Origin of the sequence: Rhodococcus sp. A14 (assembly GCF_011603105.1) — a bacterium.
Classification (GTDB): domain Bacteria; phylum Actinomycetota; class Actinomycetes; order Mycobacteriales; family Mycobacteriaceae; genus Rhodococcus_F; species Rhodococcus_F opacus.
On record NZ_JAAOQS010000084.1, the window covers coordinates 14,827 to 40,689 of the forward strand.

Here is a 25,863-nt window from a genome sequence, read left to right on the forward strand (position 1 = left end):
CGGATCCAGGCGCTGTCCGCCCAACCCCCGGCCGGGCGCGGCCGTGTTGTCCGACAGATGTGTGCATCGTGGCGCGATCACGCCGAGCGCGATTGCGACCGGAGGACCACTTTGGAAACCTCGAAGAATGGGCGTTGACGGACCAGCATCCATGATGTTGGCGAACGCCTGCGAGCTGTATCGAGACGCAGGCTTCATCGGCCAGCCGGCCGCCGCTGTCACCAGCCTGGCCTTCGTAGTTGCCGGCCTCGCGGTCGTCGCACGTCGTCCGCACGGCGCACCGACCGTGACCTACGGTCTGCTCGTCGTCGCAGTGGGCGCCGGGTCGCTCGTTGCGCACGGACCCAACCCGCCGTGGCAGGCTTACGCACACGACATCCCGATCGCGACACTGCTCGCCTACATCGCCGTCGACGCCGCTTCCGACCGGCTCGGCCGTCGACTGTCGCCGGTGTGGTGGTTCGTCGTCCCGGTCGTGATGATTCCCGCCGTTGCGGCCGGCCCGACGGTATCCACGATCGTGCAGGCAATGCTCGCCGCGGTCGCCGTGGGATTCGGTCTGGAACGCGCCCGCATTCGTCCGCAACTGCGGCGCGCGACCATCGTCGCGGTGCTGCTTCTCGCGTCCGGCGCGCTACTCGGTACCATCGGCGACCGGACGTCGATCTGCCGGCCGAGCAGTGTCCTGCAGGGGCACGCGCTGTGGCATGTTCTCGCCGCCGCAGGATTGTGGCGGCTCGCGCCCACGATCGGGCGGGCCCGAGGTTGGACGCCGAAGTGATCAGTTCAGTGCGACGGCCCAGTCGGATCAGATGACACCCGTTCGTGCGGCAGTCCCGTTCTTGCGCTGGTTGGCATTGAACCGCGCCTTCTTCTGACGATTCCCGCACGTGTTCATGTCACACCACTTGCGGGTGCGACTTTGACTGGTATCGAAGAAGGCGGCCTGGCAGGTTGGCGATGCGCACAAGGCCATTTTCCCGTCTCGTTCGCCTGCGATGATGCTGATCGCGTCGGCGGCGATCACGCTCAGGGCGTCTTCTACGCAGGTAGTCGAGCTCAGTCGCCATTGACGATTGCCCTCGGGCGTCAGGATCGCCGCGGCCCGACCCCGAATGCTGCAGTCATTGATGGTGTGGATGGCAGACGCAGGGAGGGCGTCCTGGGTCGCGGTCGCTGTGGCGGCGGCGTGAATCGATTCCCTCAGTTCCCGAGCGAGTTCGAGCTGGGCGGTGGTGCAGGACTCCACGGCCAGGCCGTTCACTGCCAGCCAGTCGACGAGTCGCTGCGGCGTCGGAATGCGCTCCACGGCGTCGCCACGACGCTCCGTCAGAGTCGCCGTGAAGCTGGTTGCCAGCACGTTTCCGAGACGAAAGTCAGGGAATCGAGCGCGCATGGAACCACCTTAGCAGGTTGCACGTCGGCTCTCGGGCATGCTAGAACCGTCTTAGCCGGTTCACGATTGGTCGTTGCCGGTTCCGCGATGGCCAGGAGGTCTCATGCCCCGTCCAACCAGCGGCGTGCAAGCATTTGAAGCCCACGCAACTGACGCCGACCTCGATGATCTGCGCGCGCGATTAGCCGCGGCGCGGCTACCGGAGGCCGAGACGGTCTATCGCGCCGCGCCCGACCCTCGCCGATGGGAACAGGGTGTTCCTCTCGCCGACCTCGTCGATGTCGTGAACTACTGGCGCACCGGGTACGACTGGCGGTCGTTCGAAGAGCGCCTCAACCGTATCGGCCAGTTCCGCACGACAATTGATGATCTGGGAATCCACTTCCTGCACCGCCGATCCGCGCGCGCAGATGCCACTCCTCTGATCGTGACGCACGGCTGGCCAGGCAGCATTGCCGAGTTCATCGATGTAGTAGACGAGCTGGCAGATCCGAAAGATGCAGACGCGCCGGCGTTCCACGTCGTGGTGCCGTCGTTACCAGGCTTTGGTTACAGCGACAAGCCGGCCACCACCGGATGGGGAACCGAAAAGATCGCGGCCGCATGGGTGGAACTGATGGGAAGGCTCGGCTACAGCAGGTTCGCAGCCCAAGGCGGCGACTGGGGAGGCAATATCACCACCGTCCTCGGCGGCAGGTTCCCGGCGCACGTTCTCGGCATCCACACCACGTTCGCGGAGGCACCGCCCGGGTTGACAACGGACGGGCTGACGGCGGTCGAGCGCACATGGACCGAGGAAACCCGTGATTTCTGGCGCCACCGCGCGGCGTACGCGAAGCAGCAGGCGACCCGCCCGCAGACCATCGGCTACTCGCTCGTCGACTCACCGGTCGGGCTTCTTGCCTGGATCCTCGACAAATTCGCCGAGTGGACAGATACCGAAGACAGCCCGTTCGAGGCGATTTCGAGAGACCGCGTTCTTGACAACGTCACCCTGTATTGGTTGACGCGGACCGGCGCATCGTCGGCCCGCATCTACTACGAAAGCCACAACTCGCTCGACCCCGAACTTCGGGTCGACGTCCCCTCGGCAATCACCATGTATCCCCGCGACATCGAGAAGTGTCCGCGCCCCTGGGCGCAGGAGCGGTACCGGCACATCGTCCGATGGAGGTCGCCCGAATCCGGGGGACATTTCCCGTCGCTGGAGGTTCCCGAGTATTTCGTCAAGGATCTACAAGAAGGCCTCGCGGCAGTGCTGGCCGCTGATCGGTGAACGCGGCTGGCTGCGGGGACTCGGAATTAGTCCGGGGATTCGAGCTGTGCGCCGAATGCCCTGCGCGGCGGGGAGTCTCGGTGAGAACCTCTGCGGTAGCTTCATGGACTTCTTCCCCGTCGTGGTGTGCCCGGGTTGATCGCTTGGGGCACTTGCCCCCTGTGCTCAGGTGCCGCCCGTGGCGGCGGCGGATTCAGCTCGGCCGGCGAACCCCGATTTCGCCGTAGAACTACCCGGATCACGAGCACCTGCGGACTGGTTTGCGGAGGCCCTGCCAGTGGTCATCTCCCCCGCCGCTGGCAGGGCCCTCACCACCGGACTGCGGCATCTCACGGCGTTGCGTGGGCGTCACCCTTGCGGTTTCGGCGAGCCGAACATTATGATTCGACAGTGAAAACAACGGGCTTCAAGGTGGGTGTGCGACGACGGTCGGCGACGGCTGCCGCAGCACTGACAGCTCTTGCCACAGCGCTGATGCTGTCCGGGTGCGGGACGAGCGACGGGCCGGCGGACGACAAACCGGTGGTGTTGACGACGTTCACCGTTCTCGCCGATATCGCCGCGAACGTCGGCGGTGAACACGTGACCGTCGAGTCGATCACCAAGGCGGGCGCCGAAATCCATGGATACGAGCCCACCCCGGGCGATATCAAGAAGGCAGCCCAGGCCGACCTGATTCTCGACAACGGGATGAACCTGGAGGCGTGGTTCGCCCAGTTCGTCGACGGTGTGGACGTCGAGCACGTGGTCGTCAGCGACGGCGTCGAGCCGATCGCCATCGGCGAGGACGCCTACGCGGGCAAACCGAATCCGCACGCCTGGATGTCACCGTTGAACGTGCAGATCTACGTCGACAACATGGTCGCCGCGTTCAGCGAACTCGATTCCGCGCATGCGGCCGACTATCGCATCAACGGCGACGCCTACAAGGCGCAGTTGCAGAAGGTGCAGGACGAATTGGTCGCCGAGCTGGGAGCATTGCCGGTCAACGAACGGGCGCTGGTCACGTGCGAGGGAGCCTTCTCGTACCTGGCCCGGGACGCGGGGCTGACCGAGAAGTACATCTGGCCGGTCAACGCCGAACAGCAGGCCACGCCCCAGCAGATCGCGTCGACGATCGAGTTCGTCAAGGACAATCGGGTTCCGGCGGTGTTCTGCGAATCCACGGTGTCGGATGCGCCGATGCAACGCGTCGTCGAAGCCACGGGCGCCGCGTTCGGTGGCACCCTCTACGTCGACTCGCTGTCCGAGGCGGACGGGCCCGTGCCGACGTACCTGGATCTGATCCGGCACGACGCCGACACCCTCACCGCCGCACTGAACGGGCAGCAATCATGACCACCCAGCCGGCCGTTGAGGTACAGGACGTCACCGTCCACTACGGCGATGTCCTTGCGCTCGACCAGGTCTCACTTGCCCTGCACCCCGGACGCGTCTGCGGCCTCGTCGGCATGAACGGTTCCGGAAAGTCCACCCTGTTCAAGACGATCATGGGCACCGTCAAACCCGACTCCGGCACGGTCCGCATCAACGGCACCGCGCCCGCCGCGGCACGCAAGACCGGTGTGCTGGGCTACGTCCCGCAGAGCGAGGACGTGGACTGGACGTTCCCGCTCTCGGTGCGTGACGTGGTGATGACCGGCCGCTACGGGCACATGGGGTTGACCCGGCGGCCCGGCAGAGCTGACCGCGAGGCCGTCGACCACGCCCTCGAACGCGTCGAACTGACCGAACTGGCGGACCGGCAGATCGGGCAACTCTCCGGCGGCCAGAAGAAACGCACCTTCGTCGCCCGCGGAATCGCACAGGGCGCCACCATCCTTCTCCTCGACGAACCGTTCGCCGGGGTCGACAAACGCTCCGAAGCCACCATCACCGCACTGCTGCGTGAACTCGCCGCCGCGGGCGCGGCGATCCTGGTCTCCACCCACGACCTGCACGCACTGCCCACCCTGGCCGACGAGGCGATCCTGCTGATGCGCACCGTCCTCATGCACGGCGACCCGACGGTCGTGCTGCAACCGGAGAACCTGGCGGCCGCCTTCGGCCTCGACGTGATGACAAGGACCTGAGAATCAATGGACGTCATCGACTTCTTCGTCGACCCGCTGCGCTACGACTTCATGGTCCGCGCGCTGATCACCACCCTGATCGCCGCCGTGGTGTGTGCGGTGCTGTCGTGCTGGCTGGTTCTGATCGGCTGGTCACTGATGGGTGATGCGGTCTCGCACGCCGTCCTGCCCGGCGTCGTCCTGGCCTACATCGTCGGTGCCCCGTTCGCGATCGGCGCGGTGATCTTCGGGTTCCTGGCCGTGGCACTGATCGGGGTGGTCCGCGACACCAGCCGCGTCAAGGAGGACGCCGCGATCGGCATCGTCTTCTCCACCCTGTTCGCGCTCGGGCTGGTGCTGGTCTCGGTCACCCCGAGCCAAACCGATCTCAACCACATCATCTTCGGCAACCTGCTGGGTGTGAGCCGCTCCGACCTCGTCCAGATCGCCGTACTCGGGGCCTTCGTCTTCATCGCACTGATCGTCAAGCGCCGCGACTTCACCCTGTACGCCTTCGACCCCACCCATGCCCACGCGATCGGCCTGAACCCGCGCCTGCTGGGGGCGGCGCTCCTGGGGCTGCTGGCCCTGACGGCGGTGGTGGCCCTGCAGGCCGTCGGCGTCATCCTGGTCGTCGCGATGCTGATCATTCCCGGGGCCACCGCGTACCTGCTGACCGACAGCTTCCACCGGATGCTGGTCATCGCCCCGGCGATCTCGGCGGCCTGCGCCGTCATCGGCCTGTACCTGAGCTATCACCTCGACACGGCCAGCGGCGGCATGGTGGTGCTGTCCCAGGGCGCGGCATTCGCGCTGGTCTACCTGTTCGCACCCCAGCACGGAATCATCGGTCGCCGAATCACCGCGTCCCGGCGACGCCGGACACCAGGCGACGAACACAGGAACACCGAGATTCACGCGGAACGCGATTGGGCGCCGGAACCGAAGTCGTAGAACCGGCGCTATCGCGTTGCACACCGTCACTACCCAGGGTCCATACCATTGGATAACTTATTAACCAATGGTATGTTCACTGGGTGGCATCGGTTAACGGCGGACTGTTGTGGCCCCCTGTCGCCTACGAGCAGCACCCGTGGGTCAGCATGGCCGGCGACTACGGCTCTCGGCGCGAGCGGCGCCTCACTGCCGGCCCCTACCGTGCGGCAGTACCGGCTTTCATTGCGGACCGATCCATCTCACTGAGCGGCGAGCTGCAGGCGTTGACGGAGGAAGCGGCGACCGAGCTCGCCCGTTTCGACGTCGAGGTCGGCCACATCACCGCCCCGTTCGCCTCCATTCTGCTCCGCACCGAGAGTGCGTCGAGCTCGGAGATCGAGAACCTCAGCAGCGGGGCGCGGCAGATCGCGCTGGCCGAACTCGGCGAGCACGCCTCCCGCAACGCCCGCCTGATCGTCGGAAACGTCCGGGCCATGCACGCCGCGTTGGAGTTGTCCGACTCCATCGACGCCGCGGCGATCCGGCAGATGCATCGCGCGCTGCTCGAACACGGGGATCCGAACATCGCCGGTCGATGGCGGCAGCAGCAGGTCTGGATCGGCGGCGGAAGCCTCGGACCCCACACCGCGCAGTTCGTCCCCCCGCACCATGACCGGGTTCCCGCACTGATCGACGACTTGATCGTCTTCGCCAACCGCGTCGATGTGCCCGTGATCGCGCAGATAGCGATCGCGCACGCGCAGTTCGAAACCATCCACCCGTTCCCGGACGGCAACGGGCGTGTCGGACGCGCCCTGATCCAGGCGATGCTGCGCGGCGGACAGCTCACCCGCAGTGTTGCCGTTCCGGTGTCCGCGGGCCTACTACACGACACCGCAGAGTATTTCGAGGCACTCGGCGAGTACCGGTCCGGGAACGTCGAGCCGATCGTCCGGTCGATCGCGGAGGCATCGTTCGGTGCGGTCGCCAACGGTCGCACCCTCGTTCAGGATCTGGAAGCGGTTCGAGCCGACTGGCGCACCCGTGTGACGGCGCGGCGCGGCGCGGCGGTACACCGGCTGGTGGACTTGCTCCTTCGCCAGCCGGTCGTCGACAACAAGCTCGTCACATCGACGCTCGGGGTGACCGGCGCCAACGCGCAGATCGCGATCGACCGCCTGGTCGACGCCGGGATCCTCGCCCAGATCACCGGCGGGCGACGGAACCGGATCTGGCAGGCCGAGGACGTGGTCCGGGTGCTGGACGAGTTCGCCGCCCGCGCCAAACGCCGCCGACACTGAATGCTCCGATCCCCGGCGGGTGCCGTCGAATGATCCACCGGGGGAACATGACGTGTCGCCCGCCGCCGTTTATCCGCCCACACGGCGGGTATCAATACCGTGACGTCCGGAGTGAGACCGCCGAGAACGAAGGTTCCGCTGATGACACTCGTGCCCCGGGCCGCGGTCACGCTGATCGCCGCAGGCCCCCTCGCCCTGTTCCTGGCCGCTCCCGTCGCCGCGGACCCGCCCGATGTGACCCTCACCGCCGCCGTGGCCGGGAGCACCGTCGCGACGACGATCACGAACGACACCGGTGCGGACATCGTGTGCGGACTCGGCGGACTGCATGCGGCGGACGACATCGTGAACCCCGAATCCGTGGCGGTGTTCCACGAATCGAATGTGGTGATCGGGCCGGGACCGCGGGACTTCGTGTTCGACGCGGTGCCCGACGGCGACTACCTGATCCACTGGATCTGCAGTGAGAACGCGGGCCCCGGTGACGAGGTGTGGGGTTCGGCGCCGCTCCCGGAGACCGCGTACGCGAAGCCGGCGACGGCGGACCCTCTCCCCGTCACTGTGCGCACGGAGACGTGTTTCGGGTCGGTGTGCCTGCCACCGGGGGTGGGTCTCTGACCGGCAGCCCGTATCACCGGAGCGAATCGCGCTGTTCCCGAAGGAATTCCCGCTCGGCCACGTTCTCGGTGCGGTCGCGCGCCGCATCGTAGGCGCGTGCCGCCTCGTCGGGACGTCCGAGGCGGCGGAGCAGATCGGCCCGCACAGCGTGGTACAGGTGGTAGTTGCCGAGGTCGAGTTGGTCGACGAGGGCCAGCCCCTGCTCCGGTCCCCTGACCTCGGCCACGGCGACCGCCCGGTTCAACGCCACCACCGGACTCGGCGCCAGCGGCATCAACTGGTCGTACAGCTGCAGGATCTGCCACCAGTCGGTGTCGGCGGCCGTCGCCGCGTCGCTGTGGACGGCGTTGATCGCGGCCTGAATCTGATACTGCCCGGGCGTGTTCCGTCGCAGGCATTTCCGCACCAGCGACTGCCCCTCGGCGACGAGGTCACGATCCCACCGACTGCGGTCCTGATCGGGCAGGAGCACGAGCCGGCCGTCGCCGTCGGTGCGGGCGTCTCGCCTCGACTCGATCAGCACCATCAACGCGAGCAGCCCGGTGACCTCCGGTTCGTCGGGCATCAGCGCGGCCAGGACCCGGCCGAGGCGGATGGCCTCGGCGCACAGGTCCGCTCGCGTCAGCCGGTCCCCCGAACTGGCCGTGTATCCCTCGTTGAAGATCAGATAGACGACGGCCAGGACGGCGCGGAGGCGGTCCGGCAGATCGGCCTCGTTCGGCACCCGGTACGGGATCCGGGCGTCCCGGATCTTCCCCTTGGCCCTGACCAGGCGCTGCGCGATGGTCGGCTCGGCGACCAGGAATGCGCGCGCGATCTCCGCGGTGCCGAGCCCGCCGAGGAGGCGGAGGGTCAGCGCGACCTGGGCGGCGGGGGCCAGCGCCGGGTGGCAGCACGTGAAGATCAGGCGTAGCCGGTCGTCGTGCACGACGCCCTCCTCCACCGGTTCGTCGCGGGCGAGCAGCAGGGCGGCCTGCGCGTGGCGGTCGTGCCGGGAGGCCTCGCGCCGGAGCCGATCGATCGCGCGGCGCCGGGCGGTGGTGATGATCCATCCGGCCGGGCTCGGCGGCAGCCCGGACGACGGCCAGCGCCGCACCGCCTCGGTGAACGCATCCTGGACGGCGTCCTCGGCGATGTCGATGTCGCCGAACACCCCGACCAGGACGGACACCGCGCGACCGTGTTCTTCACGGAACACGTGTTCGATGTCGGCGGACCCGATCACGTCAGTCGCCGGCTCCGTCGTGGTGAGCGAACGGCCGGACCTCGATCGGGAGGGTCGTCGCCCGGGTGAGCTTGCGACCCCATTCGAGGGCGGCGTCCAGGTCGGGCGCCTCGACGATGGTGAATCCGCCGAGATGCTCCTTGCCCTCGGTGTACGGGCCGTCGGTGACGAGCACGTCACCGCCCCTGGCCCGCAGCACGGTCGCGGTGGTGGGGGCGCACAGTCCCCCGCTGAACACCCACGCGCCCGCGGACACCATCTCCTGGTTCAGGGCGTCGAGATCGTCGCCGATCTTCGCGAGGACGTCGGGTTCGGGGGCGGGGCCGTCGGGTTGGTACACGCTCAACAGGTACTGGGTCATCTCGGGTTCCTCCTCGGATCGGCCGGCCGGCGCCTTCGGATGTGGCCGGCCCTCACCTCCTATACGAACGTCACCCTTCCGATTCGACACTCTGCACGGAGGAATTTCGCCGAATGACCTCAGTTGTGCTCGGACACCAGGACGGCGCGGGTGCCCGCCTCCAGCGCTTCGAACACATGTGCGACGTCGCCGGGGTAGGCGATGTAGTCGCCGGGTCCGAGTTCGACCGGATCGCCCGCCACGCCGACCAGTGCGCGCCCGGCGCTGAGGATGACGTGTTCGACCACACCGGGCATGTGCGGTTCGGATTCCCGGGCCGGGCCGGGTTCGACGGCGAGGCGGTACAGATCCCGGCGCGCGGACGGCGGGCAGGACGCGACGAGAGTCGCGCGGTAGTCGGACCGGTCGGACGTCAGTTCCGGCCCCTCGTCGGCCCGGATGACCTGGACGCGGGGCCGCGGCGGGTCGAGGAGTTGCGACATCTGCACGTCCAGGGCGACGCAGAGGGCCCACAGGGTTTCGACGCTCGGGTTGCCGCCCCCCGATTCGAGTTGGGACAGAGTGGATTTCGCGACCCCGGCGCGGCGGGCGACCTCGGTCAGGGACATGCCCGACCGTTCCCGTTCACGACGCAGCGAGGGTCCGATGTAGCCCAGCGGGGACTGCCCTGCCATGGTTCCCCTTCCCGACTTCCGACATTGTGTTCATTATTTTGGGCGCTGCGTTCGTCTTGACGAACACCGCACCGTGTGTTCAGTATAGAAGTCATGCGTTCGATGAAGCGAACACTCGATGTGCGGGTCCTCCGGAACATCGCGCTGGTGTGCCTGGCCGATGGACTGGTCGGCATGTCGTATGGCGCCATCGCGGTGGGTTCGGGCCTGGACGCCTGGTTGCCCGTCGCGCTGTCGGTGCTGGTCCTCGCCGGTTCTGCGGAGTTCCTGTTCGTCGGCATCGTCGCGGCAGGCGGCAGCCCGGTCGCGGCGACGATCGCCGGGCTGCTGGTGAACGCGCGGCATGTGCCGTTCGGTCTGGCGGTCGGGGACGTGCTGGGGCGCGGGCTGCGCCGCGTCCTCGGCGCTCATCTGATGAACGACGAGTCGGTGGTGTTCGCCCTCGGTGAGACGGACCCCGGCCGCAGGCGCGCCGCGTACTGGGCGTGCGGTGTGGGGATCGCGGTGTGCTGGCCGCTCGGGGCCGTGCTCGGCGCGGTGGCGGGCACGGCGATCGGCGACCCCGCCGTGCTGGGACTGGACGCCATGTTCCCGGCGGTGCTGCTGGCGCTGGTGCTGCCGGCGTTGCGCGATCGGACTGTGCGGGTGCCGGTACTGGCCGGCGGGGTGATCGCCCTGGCCACCACTCCCTTCCTGCCCGCCGGGCTTCCGGTGCTGGCGGCGCTGGTCGGGTTGCTCGCGGGTGTGCGGCGGAAGATGCTGCGGTGACCGGGAACCTCGTGCTGATCGGGTCGGTCGGGGTTCTCGCGGCAGGCACCTTCGCATTCCGATTCACGGGCCCGGCGCTGCGGCCACGGATCGCCACCCGGCCCTGGGTGGAGCGGACCATGGCGACGGCCGCCCTGGTTCTGCTCACCGCACTGGTCGGCACGACGGCGCTCACCGAAGCTCACGACCTCGCCGGGGTGGCGCGTCCCACCGGCGTCGTCGTCGCGGGCCTACTCGCCTGGCGGAAGGCACCTTTCGTCGTCGTCGTCCTGTCCGCGGCCGCCACCGCTGCCGGATTGCGGCTCCTCGGGGTGCCGTGAGGATGCATGATCGAGGGGTGTTATTTCATCTCTGCGCCACGTGCGGCGTCGAACAGGACCCGAACACCCCGCTCCCCGACGAGTGCGCGATCTGCGCGGACGAACGCCAGTACATTCCGCTGGGCGGTCAGGAGTGGACCACCGTGGAGAAGCTGGCCGGTGCGGGGTACCGCGCGGTCGAGCACGAGGTCGAGCCGGGGCTGCACGGCCTATACGTCGACCCGAAGACCGCGATCGGCCAGCAGTCCCTCGTGATCCGCACCCCCGCCGGGTCACTGCTGTGGGATCCGATCGGGTTCGTCGACGACGCCGCCGTCGCCGCCGTCGCCGCGCACGGCCCGGTCCTCGCCGTCGCGGGCAGCCACCCGCACATGTTCGGCGTCCAGACGCAGTGGTCCAAGGCGCTCGGCGACGTGCCCATCCTGGTGGCCGACGCGGACCGCGGATGGCTGGCACGGTCCGACGGCCCGATCGTGTTCTGGTCCGGCACCCACGAAGTGACGCCGGGTCTGACCCTGCACCAGATCGGTGGGCACTTCCCGGGCAGCGCCGTCGCGCACTGGCGGGACGGCGCCGACGGCCGCGGGGTCCTCCTCACCGGGGACGGCGTGTTCCCCAACCCGGACCGCCGCACGGTGTCGTTCCTCCGGTCGTACCCCAACCGGCTGCCGCTGTCCGCGGCGGTGGTGCGGCGCATCGCGGACCAGTTGTCGCACCTCGAATTCGACCGCATCATCGGCAACTTCGACAACGTGATCGACAACGCCGGCCGGGAGGCACTCGAATACTCGGCCACCCGTCACTGCGCGTGGGTGACCGGGGAGTTCGATCACCTCACCTGACCGCTGATCATGACGTCCGAGGTAATGATCACGACGATCCGCCCGACCTACGCTGGCCGAATGACCACCCTCGACGACCGGCGAGCGTCGCATGTCGGTACCCATCTGCGGGCGTGGCGGGAACGCCGCCGGCTCAGTCAGCTGGAACTGGCGAACCGGGCGGACATCTCGGCGCGGCACGTCAGCTTCCTGGAGACGGGGCGGTCGAATCCCACCCGGGCGATGCTGCTGCGCCTCAGCGAGCATCTCGACATTCCCCTGCGCGAACGCAACGCGTTGCTCCTCGCGGGCGGTTTCGCGCCCGCCTTCCCGGAGCATCGACTGTCGGATGTGCCGATGGCGTCGATCGCCGATGCCATCGGGAAGATCCTCACCGCGCATTCCCCGTACCCGGCGGTGGTCGTCGACCGGCACTGGAACATGGTGGACGCCAACGACGCGGTCGCGGTGCTGACCGAGGGGTGCGCCGCTGAATTGCTCGAGCCGCCCGCGAACGTCCTGCGGTTGAGCCTGCACCCGGACGGCATGGCACCGCGCATCGTGGACCTGGCGCAGTGGCGGGGGCATCTCCTGCACCGGCTGCGGCATCAGATCGCGGTCACCGGCGACGACGGACTGCGTGACCTGCTGCGGGAATTGGAGGGCTACCCCGGTGGCACCGTCGGCAGCGCCGAACTGCCGGGGTCGCTCGTCGTGCCGCTGCGTATCCGGCACCACGACACGGTGCTGGCGTTCCTCAGCACGACCACGATGTTCGGCACTCCCCTCGACGTGACGGTCGCGGAGCTGGCCATCGAATCGTTCTTCCCCGCCGACGCGGTGACAGCGGCTACCCTCCGCAGTAGCGTGAGCAGCGACTGAGGAGGTAGGTCTGATGGACTTGACAGCAATTGGTGTCGGTTTCGGCTACGTGGTCGTAGTCCTCACCATTCTTGTCGTCGTGGTCGGGGTGTCGGCACTGTTCGTGTTCTCGATCAAATCGGATTTCATTCCGCCGGAATCCCCGGGGACTCCCACGGGGCGGAAGCGGATCGGCAGGGCGGAATAGCCGCGTACGCACCGGAAGGCGGGCAGTTCCTCACGGAGGGGCGGCCCGCCTTCACGTATGGACGGGCCGCCGGTTTCTGGATCGATTCCGCTGTGCCGGCGGGGCGAAGCAACGCTTACTGAGACGCTCGGGGACAAGGCGACTACCGTGACAGGAGTCGTCTATTTTTCGAGGAGCACGGAATGAGTATCAAGTCGGTAGAGTCACGCCGCCATCGCGTCGTGGTCATTGGATCCGGCTTCGGTGGGTTGTTCGGCACACAGGCGCTGAAGAATGCCGATGTCGACATCACCATGATCGCGCGCACCACTCACCATCTGTTCCAGCCGTTGCTGTATCAGGTGGCGACCGGCATTCTCTCCGTCGGCGACATCGCTCCCGCCACCCGGTTGGTGCTGCGGAAGCAGAAGAACACCAAGGTTCTGCTCGGCGATGTCGACAAGATCGATCTCGAGGCGAAGACGATCACCTCTCGGTTCCTGGACCGGACCACGGTCACCCCGTACGACAGCCTGATCGTCGCGGCGGGCGCAGGCCAGTCCTACTTCGGCAACGATCATTTCTCCGAGTTCGCGCCGGGCATGAAGACGATCGACGACGCCCTCGAACTGCGCGGCCGCATCCTGGGCGCGTTCGAGCAGGCCGAATTGTCGAGCGATCCCGCCGAACGCGCCCGGCTCCTGACGTTCGTCGTCGTCGGCGCCGGTCCGACCGGTGTCGAGCTCGCCGGCCAGATCGCGGAACTGTCGCGGCGGACCCTGTCGGGGGCGTTCCGCAACATCGATCCCCGTGAGGCCCGGGTGATCCTGCTGGACGGCGCGGACGACGTGCTGCCCGTCTACGGCGGCAAGCTGAGCCGTAAGGCCCGCCAGCAGCTGGAGAAGCTCGGCATCGAGATCCAGCTGGGGGCGATGGTCGTCGACGTCGACGTGGACGGCCTCGTCGTCAAGGACAAGGACGGCACGCAGCGCCGGATCGAGTCGCAGTGCAAGGTGTGGTCGGCCGGTGTGCAGGCGAGCCCGCTGGGCAAGCAGATCGCGGAGCAGTCGGACGCCGAGATCGACCGGGCCGGTCGCGTCCTGGTCAACCCGGACCTGTCGGTGCCCGGCCACCCCGAGGTGTTCGTGATCGGCGACATGATGGCGCTCGACAAGTTGCCGGGTCTGGCGCAGGTCGCGATGCAGGGCGGCAAGTACGCGGCCAAGCAGATCAAGGCCGGCCTGAGCGGTCAGAAGCCGGAGGACCGGCCGCCGTTCAAGTACTTCGACAAGGGCAGCATGGCCACCATCTCGCGATTCAGTGCGGTGGCGAAGGTCGGGAAGCTCGAGATCAGCGGTTTCATCGGCTGGGTGGCCTGGCTGGCGATCCACCTGATGTACCTGGTCGGGTTCCGCAGCCGGCTGTCCACTCTGCTGTCGTGGACGGTGACGTTCCTCGGCCGCGGGCGCGCGCAGATGGCATCCACCGAGCAGTGGGTGTTCGCCCGCAATGCGATGGAGCAGCTGGAGCGGCACGAGCGGGAGAAGGAGGCCGCCGAGAAGTCGTCCGGCGGCGCGCAGCGCAAAGCCGCGGGGTGACACCGCTTCACACCTGACGTGAACAGAGCGGAGGGGACGGACCTGTCGGGTCCGTCCCCTCCGCCGTGTGCGGGGTGTCTCAGTTGCCGAGACGTCCGGTGTCGGTGATGTTCGCGAGCCGGACCTGCCCCTTGGAGACGAGTCGATCCTGTTCGTCGGTGATCCGAACCTCCCACAGCTGCTGAGTGCGTCCGCGGTGAACGGGACTGGCTTCGGCGGTCAGCGTGCCCTCCCGCGTCGCGCGGAGGAAGTCGGTGTTGTTGTTGACGCCGACGACGTGTCCGCGGCCGCCGAGCCACACCGTGCCCGCAGCGCTGGCCACCGATTCGATGACGGAGCAGTAGACGCCGCCGTGCTGGATTCCGGCCGGCTGCTGCAGGTCGGGGGTGACGGTCCACTGCGCGCGCACGCGGTCGGGTGAGAGTTCGGTGTATTCGAGTCCGATGAGGGCGTCGAAGCCCTTGCCCAATTGATCGGCCAGTGCGGCGGTGTCGATCCGCCCGTCACCGTTCGATGCCTGCTGTTCCCCGGAATCCACCATCACACTCTCCATCGGATCGCTGTGCGCTCTCGCGGCGCACCCGATCTCTTGCCTACACGACGGGGCGGGCGGTGGGAAAAGCAGGTGGGGCAAACGGATCGGCGGGCCTCACACTGTGTCAGCATGAGGCCCGCCGTGGGATGGACCTGGGAGTCTCTGCAGCCCTCAGGACTCCGGCGCGGTCCGGTAGTTCGGTTCTCGGCGTCGGTGTTTCTGCTCGACGTCTGGAACGAGTATAGGCAAGGCTTCCCTAATTAAGCAAGCGCTTCCTCGCCTGCCCGAGTCGGCCACAGTGCGGGCGCGTGATCCGGCTCTTCGAGCGGACCGGCACCCCGGCCGCCACGAACGCGTCCAGGATCCCCTGCCCGCGGCGCTGCGCGGCAGCCTCGCCGCCACCGGCGAGAATTGGCACGTACGTCGCGGCCCCGAGCACGGCCTCCCCCACGAGCCCCCAGAATCGGGACGCGTCGATCGGCGTCAACCGGGCGATCGCGTCGAACACCGCATGCAGCGACGTGAGACTGCGGTGCACCGTCCACAGCAGCAGCGCCCGCTCGCAGGGCACGGTGACCGTCCGCGGTGCGCCGGCATACGGGTCGTCCGGCAGCACGCGCAGGGTGTCGTCGGCGACACCCGCCCAGTCGATTCCCTCGTCGCTGTCCATGTGGATCCACAGGTTCTCGAGCCCCGGGTCCCACGCGCGCCCCTCCAGGACGACGAGCGCGGTGACACGCCCGACCACTGCGTGAATGAGCGCGGTGGCCACCTGCATCGCGGCGACGTCCGGGTCGGGAACCTCCTCGAGCGACCGGGCCCACATCCGGGACACCCGGTCGCCGTCGAGGTCGGCCGCCAGCGACCACCACCGGCGTTTACCCTCGTCTGCCATCGTCGCGACCGCGTACATGCGCGGATATTCGGCGTTCAGCGCGCGAAGTCGTGAACAGGACACGTCCAGTGCGGTCGCGGGGGCGGACAGGGTCGAAGTCACCGTGCACTCCAATCGGTCGGGATGGAACACCACCAAACATAGGTGAGCCTAACCAAATATCAAGGGTTGACATCATGTGATGTGAGGCACCCCCGCCGACCGCAACGCCCGGGACGTGCCGCCGGATGTGGCATCAGGGATAGGGTTCCGTAACCTAAGTAGTTGAATTCGGTGCAGATCCGGTGCACAGGCACACACGTCAGGAGCTTCCCCCGCCAGTGACGACGACGAGACAGTTCGGCAGCGACATCCCGCACCTGCCGACCGACGAGCCCTACGGGAAGCGCGACGTCCCGCGCGGTCCCGCCCCGCTGTACCTCCGGGCACTCGCGGGACTGCTCGACATCGGGACAGTGGCCATCCCCCTCGTCCTCGGGTGGTACATCGTCGACTCCCTCCGCGACGACAACGGCGGCGGGCAGGCGGACCGGGTCGTCTTCGGCGGCGCCGCCGTCGCGATCGCCCTCGGGCTCGCGCTGTGGAACCGCGGATTCCGCGAAGGCAACACCGGGCAGAGTTCGGGCAAGGGCTGGGTCGGCCTCGTCACCCGCGACACCCACACCCACGACGCGATCGGTCCGAAACGGTCTCTGCAGCGGGTGTTCCGGCGCTCCGGAACCGAGGTCGTCCGGGAAAGCACCGCGTCCGACGAAGGCTTCACCGTCCGCGAGAAGGACGTGTCCGTCGCGGCGATCCGGCGTCGTCGGCTCGTCGGGCTGGGTGTCCTCGTGATCCTGATCGGGCTGGTCCTGCTCGCCAGCGTCGCGGTCGGGGCGCGGCCACTGTCGTTCGCGGAGATCTTCCACGCACTGTTCGATGCGGACGGTTCGCAGACCGACATCATCGTCCGCACACTCCGCGGCCCGCGGACCGCGCTGGGACTCGTCGTCGGGATGGCGCTCGGCGTCGCGGGCGCCCTCATCCAGGGACACACCCGCAACCCGCTCGCCGACGCGGGACTCCTCGGCCTCAACGCGGGCGCCGCGTTCCTCGTCGTGCTGTCGATGTACCTGTTCGGGTTCAGCGCGCCCAGCGAATACCTGTGGTTCGCGTTCGCCGGGTCGTTCGCCGCCAGCGTGGTCGTGTTCGGGCTGTCGTCGATCGGCAACGGGGCGGCGAGCCCGCTGAGCCTGGCCCTGGCCGGCGCCGCCGTCGCGTTCTTCCTGCAGGCGATGACCAACGCGATCATCATCGTCGACCAGTCCAGCCTCGACTCCTACCGATTCTGGGTGGTCGGGTCGGTGGCCGGCCGCGGCTTCGACGTGCTCTGGCAGGTGCTGCCGTTCCTCATCATCGGTTTGATCCTCGCCCTCGTCAGCACACCCGGGCTGAACGTGCTCAGCCTCGGCGAGGACGTGGCACGGTCGCTGGGCACCAACATCGCGGCCAGCCGCGCACTCGGCATCGTCGCCATCACCCTCCTCACCGGTGCGGCCACCGCGGCGTGCGGCCCGATTGCATTCATCGGTCTCGTGGTCCCCCACGTCGCGCGGGCGATCACCGGCCCCGACTACCGGTGGCTGGTCCCCTACGCCGGCCTCCTCGGCGGCGTCATGCTCGTGACCGCCGACGTCATCGGACGCGTCGTGGTCCGGCCGGGTGAGTTGCAGGTGGGAATCGTGCTCGCCGTGTTCGGCGCACCGTTCTTCATCGCGTTGGTTCGGCGCAGAAAGTTGGCAAGCCTGTGAGCACTCGCGACGAAGTGCGCCCCGACCTCGGGGCCGCCCCGGCGTCCCGCGTCCCGGCGCGCCCCGCGTTCCGGCTCGGACCGATCTCCCTGGTCCTGCGGCCCCTCGGTATCGCCGTCAACGTGGCCCTGCTGGTGGCGCTGTTCCTGGTGCTGTGCCTCAACATCGGCCGCGGCGACTACCCGCTGTCGATCCCCGAGGTCACCAGGGTGCTGTTCGGCGGCGGCACGAAGGCCCAGAACTTCATCGTCATGGATCTGCGCCTGCCGCGGTCGCTGACCGGTGTGTTCATCGGCATGGCCCTCGGCCTGGCCGGCGCCATCACCCAGTCGATCGCCCGCAACGCCCTCGCCAGCCCGGACATCCTCGGCATCACGTCCGGTGCCAGCGCCGCCGCGGTCGCGCTGATCGTCCTCGGCGGCGGCGGCAGCTTCGTCGGCCTCCTTGCCACCCTGGGCATACCGCTGGCCGCCCTGTTCGGCGGGCTTCTCACCGCGCTGGTCATCTACGTGCTCGCGTGGCGCGGCGGAGTGGAGGGCTACCGGCTGATCCTGATCGGCATCGGCATCAACGCCATGCTGATCGCGGTCACCGGCTGGCTGCTGATCTCCGCGGACATCAACGACGCGTCGCGGGCCCAGGTGTGGCTCAACGGCTCCCTGAACGGCGCCGCCTGGAGTCAGGTGTGGCCCGTCACGATCGCCGTCGTCCTCGTCGGTGGCTACGCCGTGATCTCGTCGTTCACGATGGGCGCCCTCCGCCTCGGCGACGACAACGCGGTGTCGCTGGGTGTGCGCCTGCAGTGGTCGCAGGCCCGGCTCCTGCTCATGGCCGTCGCCCTCGCCGGCATCGCGACCGCGGCCGCGGGTCCGGTCGGCTTCGTCGCGCTCGCCGCGCCGCAGGTGGCGCTGCGGCTGGTGCGGTCCGCGGGCCCGCCGCTCATCGCGTCGGCGCTGACCGGCGCCGTGCTCGTGGTGGGCAGCGATGTCGTCGCCCGCACGATCCTGCCGGTCGAGCTGCCGGTGGGTATCGTCACCTCGGCGCTCGGTGGCCCATTCCTGCTGTATCTGCTGGTTCGCAACAATCGGAAGGTCTCGGCATGACCGTGCAGACTGATCCTCGACTGATCGCCGAAAACCTGAGCCTCGGGTACGGCGACCGGGTCATCGTCGACAACCTCGACCTCGAGGTGAGGACCGGGGTGATCACCACCGTGATCGGGCCGAACGGTTGCGGCAAGTCCACCTTGCTGCGTGCGCTGGGGAGGCTGCTGAAGCCGCGCAACGGTTCGGTTCTGCTCGACGGCAAGGCCATCGGATCGATGCGCACCAAGGACGTCGCCCGCACGCTGGGCATGCTCCCCCAGGCGCCGCTGGCCCCCGAGGGGCTGACGGTGGCCGACCTGGTGGCCCGCGGCAGGCACCCCCACCAGTCGTGGCTGCGGCAGTGGTCGTCCGACGACGAGGGCGAGGTCGCGGAGGCGCTCGCGCTGACCGGGGTGTCCGACCTCGCGGACCGCCCCGTCGACCAACTGTCGGGCGGTCAGCGTCAGCGGGCCTGGATCTCGATGGCCCTCGCGCAGGGAACCGACATCCTCCTGCTCGACGAACCCACCACCTACCTGGACCTGGCGCACTCGATCGAGGTGCTCGACCTGGTGGACCGGATGCACGAGGAGTTGGGCCGCACCGTGGTGATGGTGCTCCACGACCTGAACCTCGCGATCCGCTACAGCGATCAGCTGATCGTGATGCGGGACGGCACCATCGTCGCGGCCGGCGCGCCGAAGGACATCATCTCCGCCGAACTCCTGCTCGAGGTGTTCGGTCTCGAGGCCGCGGTCATCGCCGACCCGGTGTCCGATCGCCCGCTGGTGGTGCCGATCGGCACCCGCCACGTGTACGGGGCGGTGGGCGGACCGGAGCCGAAGTAGCGGCCGTCAGCGCCGGCCGCCGATCATCGTCCGCACCAGCCGGTAGCTCTGCCCCAGCGACACCGTCGGCAAATACGCCCTGCCGACGGCGTTGCCGATGCTCGGCAGGGCGGCCGGATCGGCGAACGTCATGTGCATGGCCACGTACCGGGGCTGGAACTTCGACTTGAACGCCAGCAGCGAACGGAACCCGTACACCGGTTCCAGGGTCCGGCCGAGCAGATCCAGCACGCTGTCCATCACCGCCGACAGGCTCGACGACTCCGACCGTTCCCGATCGTCGGCGTCGCTGTCCGGTTGCTCGACCTTGGCGAGCGGGGCGCCGGACAGGCTCAGGAACTGCGCACCCTCCTCCTCCAGTTTCAGCGCCGCGGACGCGATGAGGAACTCCATCGCCGGCCGGAACCCTTCCGAGCGCCGGCGCATGAAGTCGAGGGTCCAGCCGACCACCCGCCCATCCTGGTACACGGGCAACCAGGACGTGACGCCGTGGACGGTGCGATCCTCGTCGACGGCGATCAGGCAGCGCACCTCCGGGTCGTCGACCTCGTCGAGTCCGCCGAGCGTGAACCCCATTTCGGGCATCCCCTTGTCGGCCACCCACTCCTCGGAGATCGCCGTGATCTGGTCGGTGATCGACCGCGGGGCGCTGGGGAAGCTGACCCATTCCGCGGTGATCCCCGACTTCTTGGCCTTGTTCAGGGCGGTCCGGACGTCCTGGAACCGCTTGCCGGTGAACGCGATCTGCCCCAGATCCAGCACCGTCTCCTCCGCGACCTGGATACCGCTCCAGCCGAGGGCGTCCGTGACGGCGCGGACCTCGCCGGTCACCGAGTAGAAGCACGGGATCCACCCGTTGGCGGCGGCGAATTCGGCGAAGTGTTCGACGTTGTCCCGCAGCCGGTCGGGCGGGCCGACCGGGTCACCGGTGGTGAGGGCGACCCCGGCGAGGACCCGGTACGCGACGTAGCTCGTGCCGTCGGCGGAGAACCAGTAGTGGTTGCCGCGCCACGTCGTCATCCAGGACAGCGGGCTTCCGCTCCCCGACTTCAACAGGGCGCGTGCGCGTTCGGCGGCCGCCGAGTCCGATCCGATGGCGGGACTGAGGAACGTCGCGGCGACCAGCGCGCACGCCGCCACCCAGAACACCACCCCGGTCCACTCGTACAGCAGGGTCGCGGGAATGCTCTCCGGCAGCAGCCGGGGGTCGAGCCATTGCAGGTACACGGGCGGGATCAGCCGCTCCGGGAAGTCGGCGAGCAGCGTCGTGAACCCCGGCCGGGGATCGAAACCGTGCCGCGCCCACAATCCGCCCAACACGTAGAGAACGGCGAGACCGGCCAGCAGCGACACCAGGACGATCGCCAGCCGGCGGTAGGTTCCGGCCGGGGCGGCGACGTCGAAGAACCGGCGGGTGGCGAGCAGCACGATCAGGATCGCCAGCGGTGTCAGGAACGGCACCAGCGTCCGGTACAGGTTCGGGTCGGCGAGACCGTAGAACAGGGAGTCCTCGTCGAGGGAGTCGACGAACCGGATCGCGAAGTTCAGCAGCGACAGCACCAGCAGGATCACCTGGGCGATCACGGACGCGACCCACGCGAAGCGACGGCCCCGTCGGAGGCCGTCGCAGAGGGTGAGGAGGAACAGGGACGGCATCAGACTCAGCAGGGTCGGTCCGACCCCGGACAGGCGCAGTTCGAGCAGCCCGCGCCGGCATTCGGGGTCCGACGCCGACACCTCGCACAGGTCGCGCACTTCGCCGGCCGTGTAGGGGATGCCGCGGAACAGGTCGCGGAGCACGGCGAGGGGACCGACCGCCTCCGCGGACAGTGCCGCGATCATGGGGCCGATCGCGCTGGCCGCCACGATGATCGCGACGAGTACCCGGCCCTCACGCTGGGTGCCCGCGATCCGTTCGCCGCGGGCGGAGCGGCCGACGATCCAGCGGCCGATCACCAGGCCGACGACGGCCGCGGCGAGCCGGACCACGTCCTGCAGCGAACCACTGAACAGTGCCAGGGTGATGGTGAACACGAGGACGCCGACGCGGATCCGCCGACGCCACAGCGTGCCCATGTTCGAACTGGCCACCATCGCGGCACCGACGATCCACGTGCTCGGACCGACGGCCATGCCCACGTGCAGCCGGAAACCCCAGTTCGCGTCGACGACCTTCGCGACGGCGGCCACCGACAGTGCGAGCAGCCCGCCGAGCACCTGGGTGGCGACCGCGGCCAGCACGAACCGCGCCGACCCCATGCGACGTTCCAGCGGAGCGGCCGCCACGAGGACGAGGACGGTCGTCGACAGGTACGCCAGGACGTCGTCGCCCCACAGCCCGGCGGTGAACAGGGTCCACACCCAGCCGTTCTGGAACGCCCGGATCCCGATCGCAACGTGCTGGGACAGGTCATGGGAGGGACCGCTGATCACACTGGACGTGGCGATCGCGAGGATCCAGATCACGACCAGCAGCGCGATGCTGACCGGTGCACCCCGCACCCCGCCCCAGACCCGTTCCGCTGCCCGCCCGGTCTGACCCTTGACCCTGGCGGCCGCATCGTGTCCGGTCGCCGCGCTGTCGTCGGTCTTCATCCGCCAGGTCCCCACTCTCCGCGATGTCGAGAACGAACGCATGCCCGGCGGGTCGGCCGCTGCCAACCCGACCGTAATCCACCCGTTCGGAGTATGGCCAATACCACACGCCGTGACGCAGTTTTACTACTACCAGTAGTACGTATCTGCGTCGTCGTATCCGTAGAATCAATTTATGGCTGGACTCGGCGAACTCGAACGCGCAGTGATGGATCACCTGTGGTCCACTTCGGAACCGCAGACGGTACGGCAGGTACACGAGGCACTGGCGGCACGCCGTGAACTCGCGTACACGACTGTCATGACAGTGCTCCAGCGACTGGCGAAGAAGCACCTCGTCATTCAGCAGCGCGACGACCGTGCCCACCGGTACCTGCCGGTGCACCAGCGCGAGGAACTCGTCGCGAGCCTCATGGTGGACGCCCTGCAGCAGGCCGACAAGTCCGGAAGTCGCGCCGCCGCACTCGTCCACTTCGTGGGGCAGGTCGGCGCCGACGAGGCCGACGCGCTCCGCGAGGCCCTCGCCGCGCTCGAGGCCAAGGAGCGGTCCACCGGAGACAATCAGTCGGGAACCGTTCGCGCCGGCTGACGTTCGTCATGCATGATGAGTAGGACATGGACGCCACCACCGCGCTGGTATTCGGAGTACTCGCACTTCTTCTCGCAGGGCCTGTCCCTGCGCTGCTGAGTCGTGCCCGATGGCCGCATCGCGCCCCCCGAGCAGCCCTCGTGCTGTGGCAGGCAATCGCCCTCGCCGCAGTTCTGTCCGCGTTCAGTTCAGGTCTCGCGATCGCCAGCCAACTGCTGGTCCCCGGACCGGACGGGCGCCCCACCACGGCACCGGTCGCCGAGATCGACGCCCTGGGCCTGCCCCTGTGGCTGCTGTACGTGGTGGTCTTCGCGCTCACCCTCCTCGTCGGCGCCAAACTGATCTTCTCGATCGTGCAGGTCGGGGTCCGCACCCGGCGCAGACGCGCCCGGCACCGGATGCTCGTCGACCTCCTCGACCGCTGCGACTCGTCCTCGCCCCTCGCCCGCACCCCGGACCTGCGGGTCCTCGACGTCACCGAGCCCATCGCCTACTGCCTGCCCGGTCTGCGGCAGCGAGTCGTGCTGAGCCAGGGCACGTTCACCAACCTCGACGACGCCGAGATCACCGCGATCCTCACCCACGAGCGGTCCCATCTGCGGGCCCGGCACGACCTCGTCCTCGAGGCGTTCACCGCCGTCAACGCCGCCTTCCCCACCGTCGTGCGCAGCAAGTCCGCGCTGGGGTCGGTGCAGTTGCTGGTCGAGATGCTGGCCGACGACTCCGCCGTCCGCGCCACCGGGCCGACCGCACTGGCCCGCGCACTCGTCGCCTGCTCGGGGTCGATCGCCCCGAAGGGTGCCATGGCCGCGGGTGGTCCCAGCACCCTGCTGCGGGTGCAGCGCCTGTCCTCCTCGGAGGCGGGCACCCCGGTGGCACTCGCCGCCTACGCCGCGTCGGTGGCCATCCTCGTGGTGCCGACCATCGCCGTCGCCGTCCCCTGGCTCACCGAACTGAGCCGGTTGTTCAGCGCCGTATAGTCACCCAGCTCACAACCCGCCGCATTCGATAACCGGGTGCCCCGTCGCGTACACTGGTCGACGGTCGCCACTGCGGCCCATCAACACTGAAACGGCACACAGCCCAATTCCCCGCACTTCCGCGAATGGATTGACCAGGTGACATGTGCCCTGGCTCGTCCCTTTGTGCGTGCTGCATGACAGCCCCCGCTCCGCGACGCGCCCTATGCCCGGAGAGGTATTTGCGTGACCAACGCTGTCCAGACGACGTCTGCCCCACTAGAGCAGACCGAGACCGAAACCCCTGATCAGAACGCCACCGTGACGTTCGCCGAGATCGGCCTGCCCGCCCCCCTGGTCCAGGCCCTCGCCCGCAACTCCATCACCGTCCCATCGCCGATCCAGGCGCTGGCCGTGCCCGATGCGCTGGCCGGCACCAACGTCCTCGGCCGCGCACAGACCGGATCGGGCAAGACCCTCGCATTCGGCCTGCCGATGCTCACCCGCCTGTCCCGCCACGAGGACCGGCCCGCACCCAAGCGTCCCCGCGCACTGGTGCTCGTGCCCACCCGGGAACTCGCATTCCAGGTGGTCGACTCCCTCAACTCGTACGCCGGGGCCATGGGCCTGACCGTCCGCCCCGCCGTCGGCGGCACCCCGTTCTCCAAGCAGGTCGACCAGCTGCGGCGGGGCGTCGACATCCTCGTCGCCACCCCCGGCCGGCTGAACGACCACCTGCGTCAGGGCACCTGCATCCTCGACTCGATCGAGATCACCGCGCTCGACGAGGCCGATCAGATGGCCGACATGGGCTTCCTGCCCGAGGTCCGGGCGATCCTCGGTGAGACCCGGGCCGACGGCCAGCGTCTCCTGTTCTCGGCCACCCTGGACCGTGAGGTGCAGTCGCTGGTCCGCCAGTTCCTGCCCGACCACGTGCAGCACTCCACCGAGGACGGTCGCGCCAGCGTCGACACGATGGAGCACTACGTGCTGCTCGTCGACCGCGGCCAGAAGGACAACGTCCTCGCGGAGATCGGTGCCCGCGACGGCCGCACGATCATGTTCGCCCGCACCAAGCTCGGCTGCGAGGGCATCACCGACCGCCTCCGTGCGGTGGGCATCGCCGCCGAGGCGCTGCACGGCGGCAAGGCGCAGAATCAGCGCACCCGTGTCCTCGAACGGTTCAAGAACGGCCGCACCCCGGTGCTCGTCGCGACGGACGTCGCCGCCCGCGGCATCCACGTCGACGGCATCGACCTGGTCGTGCACGTCGATCCGCCCGCCGATCACAAGGACTACCTGCACCGCGCAGGCCGGACCGCCCGTGCCGGCGAGAAGGGCACCGTCGTCGCGATCGTGCTCCCCAACCAGAAGCGCACGTTCCGCCGCCTGACCGGGATGGCCGGCGTCGACGCCACCGCCGTGCCCGTCACCCCCGGCTCGGAGAAGCTGGCCAGCATCACCGGCGCCAAGGCGCCCAGCGGAGAACCGGTGCGCGACACCTACTCCCGCGGCGAGCGTGGCGGCGACCGCAAGTTCGGCGACCGCGGACCCCGCCGTGAGGGCGGTTACGCCGGCCGCGACGGCGGCGGCTACCGCGGCAATCGCAGTGACCGCGGTGAGCGCAGCTTCGGCGACCGTCCGTCGGGTGGTCGCAGCTTCGAGGGTCGTGGCCCGCGCCGCGACCAAACAGACAACCGGTCCGGCGGCTACCGGGGCGACCGCCCGCAGCGTGACGGTGACAACCGTGGCGGCGGTTATCGCGGCGACCGGGACAACCGGACGTTCACCGATCGGGCCCCGCGCCGCGACTTCGGTGACAGTGCACCCCGCCGCGAGTACGGCGGCGGCAGCAGCGCCCCGCGCCGCGACTTCGGTGACCGCGGCGACAGCCACCGCGGTACCGGCGAGCGCAGCTTCGACCGCAGCGCACCGCGCCGCGACTTCGGCGACAACCGCGGTGCGGCGGGCGGGTTCCGTCGCGACGACCGCCGCGACGACCGTCGCGACGACCGTCGGCCCGCGGCCGCGTCGGAGCGGCGCCCCGCGTCGACCGGTGGCGGGTTCCGCAGCCGCACGGATCGTCGCTCGTACGACGGCTTCGACGGCCCGCGGCGTGAGCGACGCAGCTGATCGATCGCTGATCGGACAACCGAATAACGAAGTGTGAGTGA

At 68.7% G+C, this 25,863-nt stretch carries 26 protein-coding genes; 19 read left to right on the forward strand and 7 right to left on the reverse strand.

Annotated features, from left to right (window positions below; genetic code table 11):
- Nucleotides 1-151: 151 nt before the first annotated feature.
- A complete protein-coding gene (locus G9373_RS32505) occupies nucleotides 152-781 on the forward strand; it encodes a hypothetical protein (RefSeq protein WP_120659080.1) in 630 nt (209 codons plus the stop codon).
- A 27-nt stretch (nucleotides 782-808) separates the two neighbouring features.
- On the opposite strand, the gene G9373_RS32510 is transcribed toward G9373_RS32505, so the two are convergent.
- Nucleotides 809-1,396 carry a CGNR zinc finger domain-containing protein gene (locus G9373_RS32510; RefSeq protein ID WP_043787672.1) on the reverse strand — a complete coding sequence of 196 codons (588 nt, stop codon included), beginning with the start codon at nucleotides 1,394-1,396 and terminating at the stop codon, nucleotides 809-811.
- A 103-nt stretch (nucleotides 1,397-1,499) separates the two neighbouring features.
- On the opposite strand from G9373_RS32510, the gene G9373_RS32515 reads away from it, so the two are divergent.
- The 6 genes from G9373_RS32515 to G9373_RS32540 all read left to right on the forward strand — a co-directional run bounded on the left by G9373_RS32515 (nucleotide 1,500) and on the right by G9373_RS32540 (nucleotide 7,578).
- Complete coding sequence (locus tag G9373_RS32515; RefSeq protein ID WP_120661218.1) at nucleotides 1,500-2,672, forward strand: epoxide hydrolase family protein; 1,173 nt, start codon at nucleotides 1,500-1,502, stop codon at nucleotides 2,670-2,672.
- A 411-nt stretch (nucleotides 2,673-3,083) separates the two neighbouring features.
- Nucleotides 3,084-4,010 (forward strand): metal ABC transporter substrate-binding protein, encoded by a 927-nt coding sequence (locus G9373_RS32520; RefSeq protein ID WP_208328734.1) that lies wholly within the window; start codon nucleotides 3,084-3,086, stop codon nucleotides 4,008-4,010.
- The gene (locus G9373_RS32525) at nucleotides 4,007-4,744 is read left to right on the forward strand and encodes a metal ABC transporter ATP-binding protein (RefSeq protein WP_005562344.1); all 738 of its coding nucleotides are present in this window, start codon (nucleotides 4,007-4,009) and stop codon (nucleotides 4,742-4,744) included. The genes G9373_RS32520 and G9373_RS32525 overlap by 4 nt, the downstream gene beginning before the upstream one ends.
- 6 nt (nucleotides 4,745-4,750) lie before the next feature.
- Nucleotides 4,751-5,677 (forward strand): metal ABC transporter permease, encoded by a 927-nt coding sequence (locus G9373_RS32530; RefSeq protein ID WP_167118886.1) that lies wholly within the window; start codon nucleotides 4,751-4,753, stop codon nucleotides 5,675-5,677.
- An 83-nt stretch (nucleotides 5,678-5,760) separates the two neighbouring features.
- Complete coding sequence (locus tag G9373_RS32535; protein ID WP_167118889.1) at nucleotides 5,761-6,960, forward strand: Fic family protein; 1,200 nt, start codon at nucleotides 5,761-5,763, stop codon at nucleotides 6,958-6,960.
- A 141-nt stretch (nucleotides 6,961-7,101) separates the two neighbouring features.
- Nucleotides 7,102-7,578, forward strand: a complete 477-nt coding sequence (locus tag G9373_RS32540) for a hypothetical protein (protein WP_133986688.1) — start codon at nucleotides 7,102-7,104, stop codon at nucleotides 7,576-7,578.
- A gap of 13 nt (nucleotides 7,579-7,591) precedes the next feature.
- Here the strand turns inward: G9373_RS32540 and G9373_RS32545 are convergent, their stop codons facing one another.
- The 3 genes from G9373_RS32545 to G9373_RS32555 all read right to left on the reverse strand — a co-directional run bounded on the left by G9373_RS32545 (nucleotide 7,592) and on the right by G9373_RS32555 (nucleotide 9,838).
- Nucleotides 7,592-8,803, reverse strand: a complete 1,212-nt coding sequence (locus tag G9373_RS32545; protein WP_167118892.1) for an RNA polymerase sigma factor — start codon at nucleotides 8,801-8,803, stop codon at nucleotides 7,592-7,594.
- A 1-nt stretch (nucleotide 8,804) separates the two neighbouring features.
- Nucleotides 8,805-9,164 carry a YciI family protein gene (locus tag G9373_RS32550; RefSeq protein ID WP_005255108.1) on the reverse strand — a complete coding sequence of 120 codons (360 nt, stop codon included), beginning with the start codon at nucleotides 9,162-9,164 and terminating at the stop codon, nucleotides 8,805-8,807.
- Nucleotides 9,165-9,283: 119 nt separating this feature from the next.
- Nucleotides 9,284-9,838, reverse strand: coding sequence for an XRE family transcriptional regulator (locus G9373_RS32555; RefSeq protein ID WP_005255107.1), 555 nt, complete (start codon nucleotides 9,836-9,838; stop codon nucleotides 9,284-9,286).
- A 93-nt stretch (nucleotides 9,839-9,931) separates the two neighbouring features.
- Here G9373_RS32555 and G9373_RS32560 point away from each other — a divergent pair, with 93 nt between their 5' ends.
- From G9373_RS32560 to G9373_RS32585, 6 genes are all read left to right on the forward strand, one after another.
- Nucleotides 9,932-10,606, forward strand: a complete 675-nt coding sequence (locus G9373_RS32560; protein WP_133986686.1) for an AzlC family ABC transporter permease — start codon at nucleotides 9,932-9,934, stop codon at nucleotides 10,604-10,606.
- Nucleotides 10,603-10,926: an AzlD domain-containing protein gene (locus tag G9373_RS32565; protein ID WP_167118895.1), complete on the forward strand. Its 324-nt coding sequence runs from the start codon at nucleotides 10,603-10,605 to the stop codon at nucleotides 10,924-10,926. The genes G9373_RS32560 and G9373_RS32565 overlap by 4 nt, the downstream gene beginning before the upstream one ends.
- A 17-nt stretch (nucleotides 10,927-10,943) precedes the next feature.
- Complete coding sequence (locus G9373_RS32570) at nucleotides 10,944-11,768, forward strand: MBL fold metallo-hydrolase (RefSeq protein WP_016880360.1); 825 nt, start codon at nucleotides 10,944-10,946, stop codon at nucleotides 11,766-11,768.
- 60 nt (nucleotides 11,769-11,828) lie between these two features.
- Nucleotides 11,829-12,629, forward strand: coding sequence for a helix-turn-helix transcriptional regulator (locus G9373_RS32575; RefSeq protein WP_120661225.1), 801 nt, complete (start codon nucleotides 11,829-11,831; stop codon nucleotides 12,627-12,629).
- Nucleotides 12,630-12,642: 13 nt separating this feature from the next.
- Entirely contained in the window at nucleotides 12,643-12,816 is a 174-nt protein-coding gene (locus G9373_RS32580) for a hypothetical protein (RefSeq protein WP_009480519.1), read from the forward strand.
- Between the two features lie 182 nt (nucleotides 12,817-12,998).
- The gene (locus G9373_RS32585; RefSeq protein WP_005255101.1) at nucleotides 12,999-14,393 is read left to right on the forward strand and encodes an NAD(P)/FAD-dependent oxidoreductase; all 1,395 of its coding nucleotides are present in this window, start codon (nucleotides 12,999-13,001) and stop codon (nucleotides 14,391-14,393) included.
- A 79-nt stretch (nucleotides 14,394-14,472) separates the two neighbouring features.
- Here the strand turns inward: G9373_RS32585 and G9373_RS32590 are convergent, their stop codons facing one another.
- Entirely contained in the window at nucleotides 14,473-14,934 is a 462-nt protein-coding gene (locus G9373_RS32590) for a PaaI family thioesterase (protein WP_005255099.1), read from the reverse strand.
- A 250-nt stretch (nucleotides 14,935-15,184) separates the two neighbouring features.
- The gene (locus G9373_RS32595) at nucleotides 15,185-15,958 is read right to left on the reverse strand and encodes a hypothetical protein (RefSeq protein WP_133986864.1); all 774 of its coding nucleotides are present in this window, start codon (nucleotides 15,956-15,958) and stop codon (nucleotides 15,185-15,187) included.
- 185 nt (nucleotides 15,959-16,143) lie between these two features.
- On the opposite strand from G9373_RS32595, the gene G9373_RS32600 reads away from it, so the two are divergent.
- From G9373_RS32600 to G9373_RS32610, 3 genes are read left to right on the forward strand one after another with little or no spacing between them, the layout of a single operon-like run.
- Complete coding sequence (locus tag G9373_RS32600; protein WP_133986683.1) at nucleotides 16,144-17,613, forward strand: iron ABC transporter permease; 1,470 nt, start codon at nucleotides 16,144-16,146, stop codon at nucleotides 17,611-17,613.
- Nucleotides 17,610-18,716, forward strand: coding sequence for an iron chelate uptake ABC transporter family permease subunit (locus tag G9373_RS32605; protein ID WP_064080638.1), 1,107 nt, complete (start codon nucleotides 17,610-17,612; stop codon nucleotides 18,714-18,716). The genes G9373_RS32600 and G9373_RS32605 overlap by 4 nt, the downstream gene beginning before the upstream one ends.
- Nucleotides 18,713-19,546, forward strand: coding sequence for an ABC transporter ATP-binding protein (locus G9373_RS32610; protein ID WP_005573383.1), 834 nt, complete (start codon nucleotides 18,713-18,715; stop codon nucleotides 19,544-19,546). Before G9373_RS32605 ends, G9373_RS32610 begins: the two co-directional genes overlap by 4 nt.
- 6 nt (nucleotides 19,547-19,552) lie before the next feature.
- Here G9373_RS32610 and G9373_RS32615 read toward each other — a convergent pair whose 3' ends face one another.
- Nucleotides 19,553-22,141, reverse strand: a complete 2,589-nt coding sequence (locus G9373_RS32615; RefSeq protein WP_054248856.1) for a rhomboid family intramembrane serine protease — start codon at nucleotides 22,139-22,141, stop codon at nucleotides 19,553-19,555.
- A 175-nt stretch (nucleotides 22,142-22,316) separates the two neighbouring features.
- Here G9373_RS32615 and G9373_RS32620 point away from each other — a divergent pair, with 175 nt between their 5' ends.
- From G9373_RS32620 to G9373_RS32630, 3 genes are all read left to right on the forward strand, one after another.
- Nucleotides 22,317-22,730, forward strand: a complete 414-nt coding sequence (locus G9373_RS32620; RefSeq protein ID WP_005246077.1) for a BlaI/MecI/CopY family transcriptional regulator — start codon at nucleotides 22,317-22,319, stop codon at nucleotides 22,728-22,730.
- A gap of 26 nt (nucleotides 22,731-22,756) precedes the next feature.
- Entirely contained in the window at nucleotides 22,757-23,710 is a 954-nt protein-coding gene (locus G9373_RS32625; protein ID WP_054248857.1) for a M56 family metallopeptidase, read from the forward strand.
- A 225-nt stretch (nucleotides 23,711-23,935) separates the two neighbouring features.
- Nucleotides 23,936-25,822, forward strand: a complete 1,887-nt coding sequence (locus G9373_RS32630; protein ID WP_133986682.1) for a DEAD/DEAH box helicase — start codon at nucleotides 23,936-23,938, stop codon at nucleotides 25,820-25,822.
- The last annotated feature ends 41 nt before the right edge of the window (nucleotides 25,823-25,863 follow it).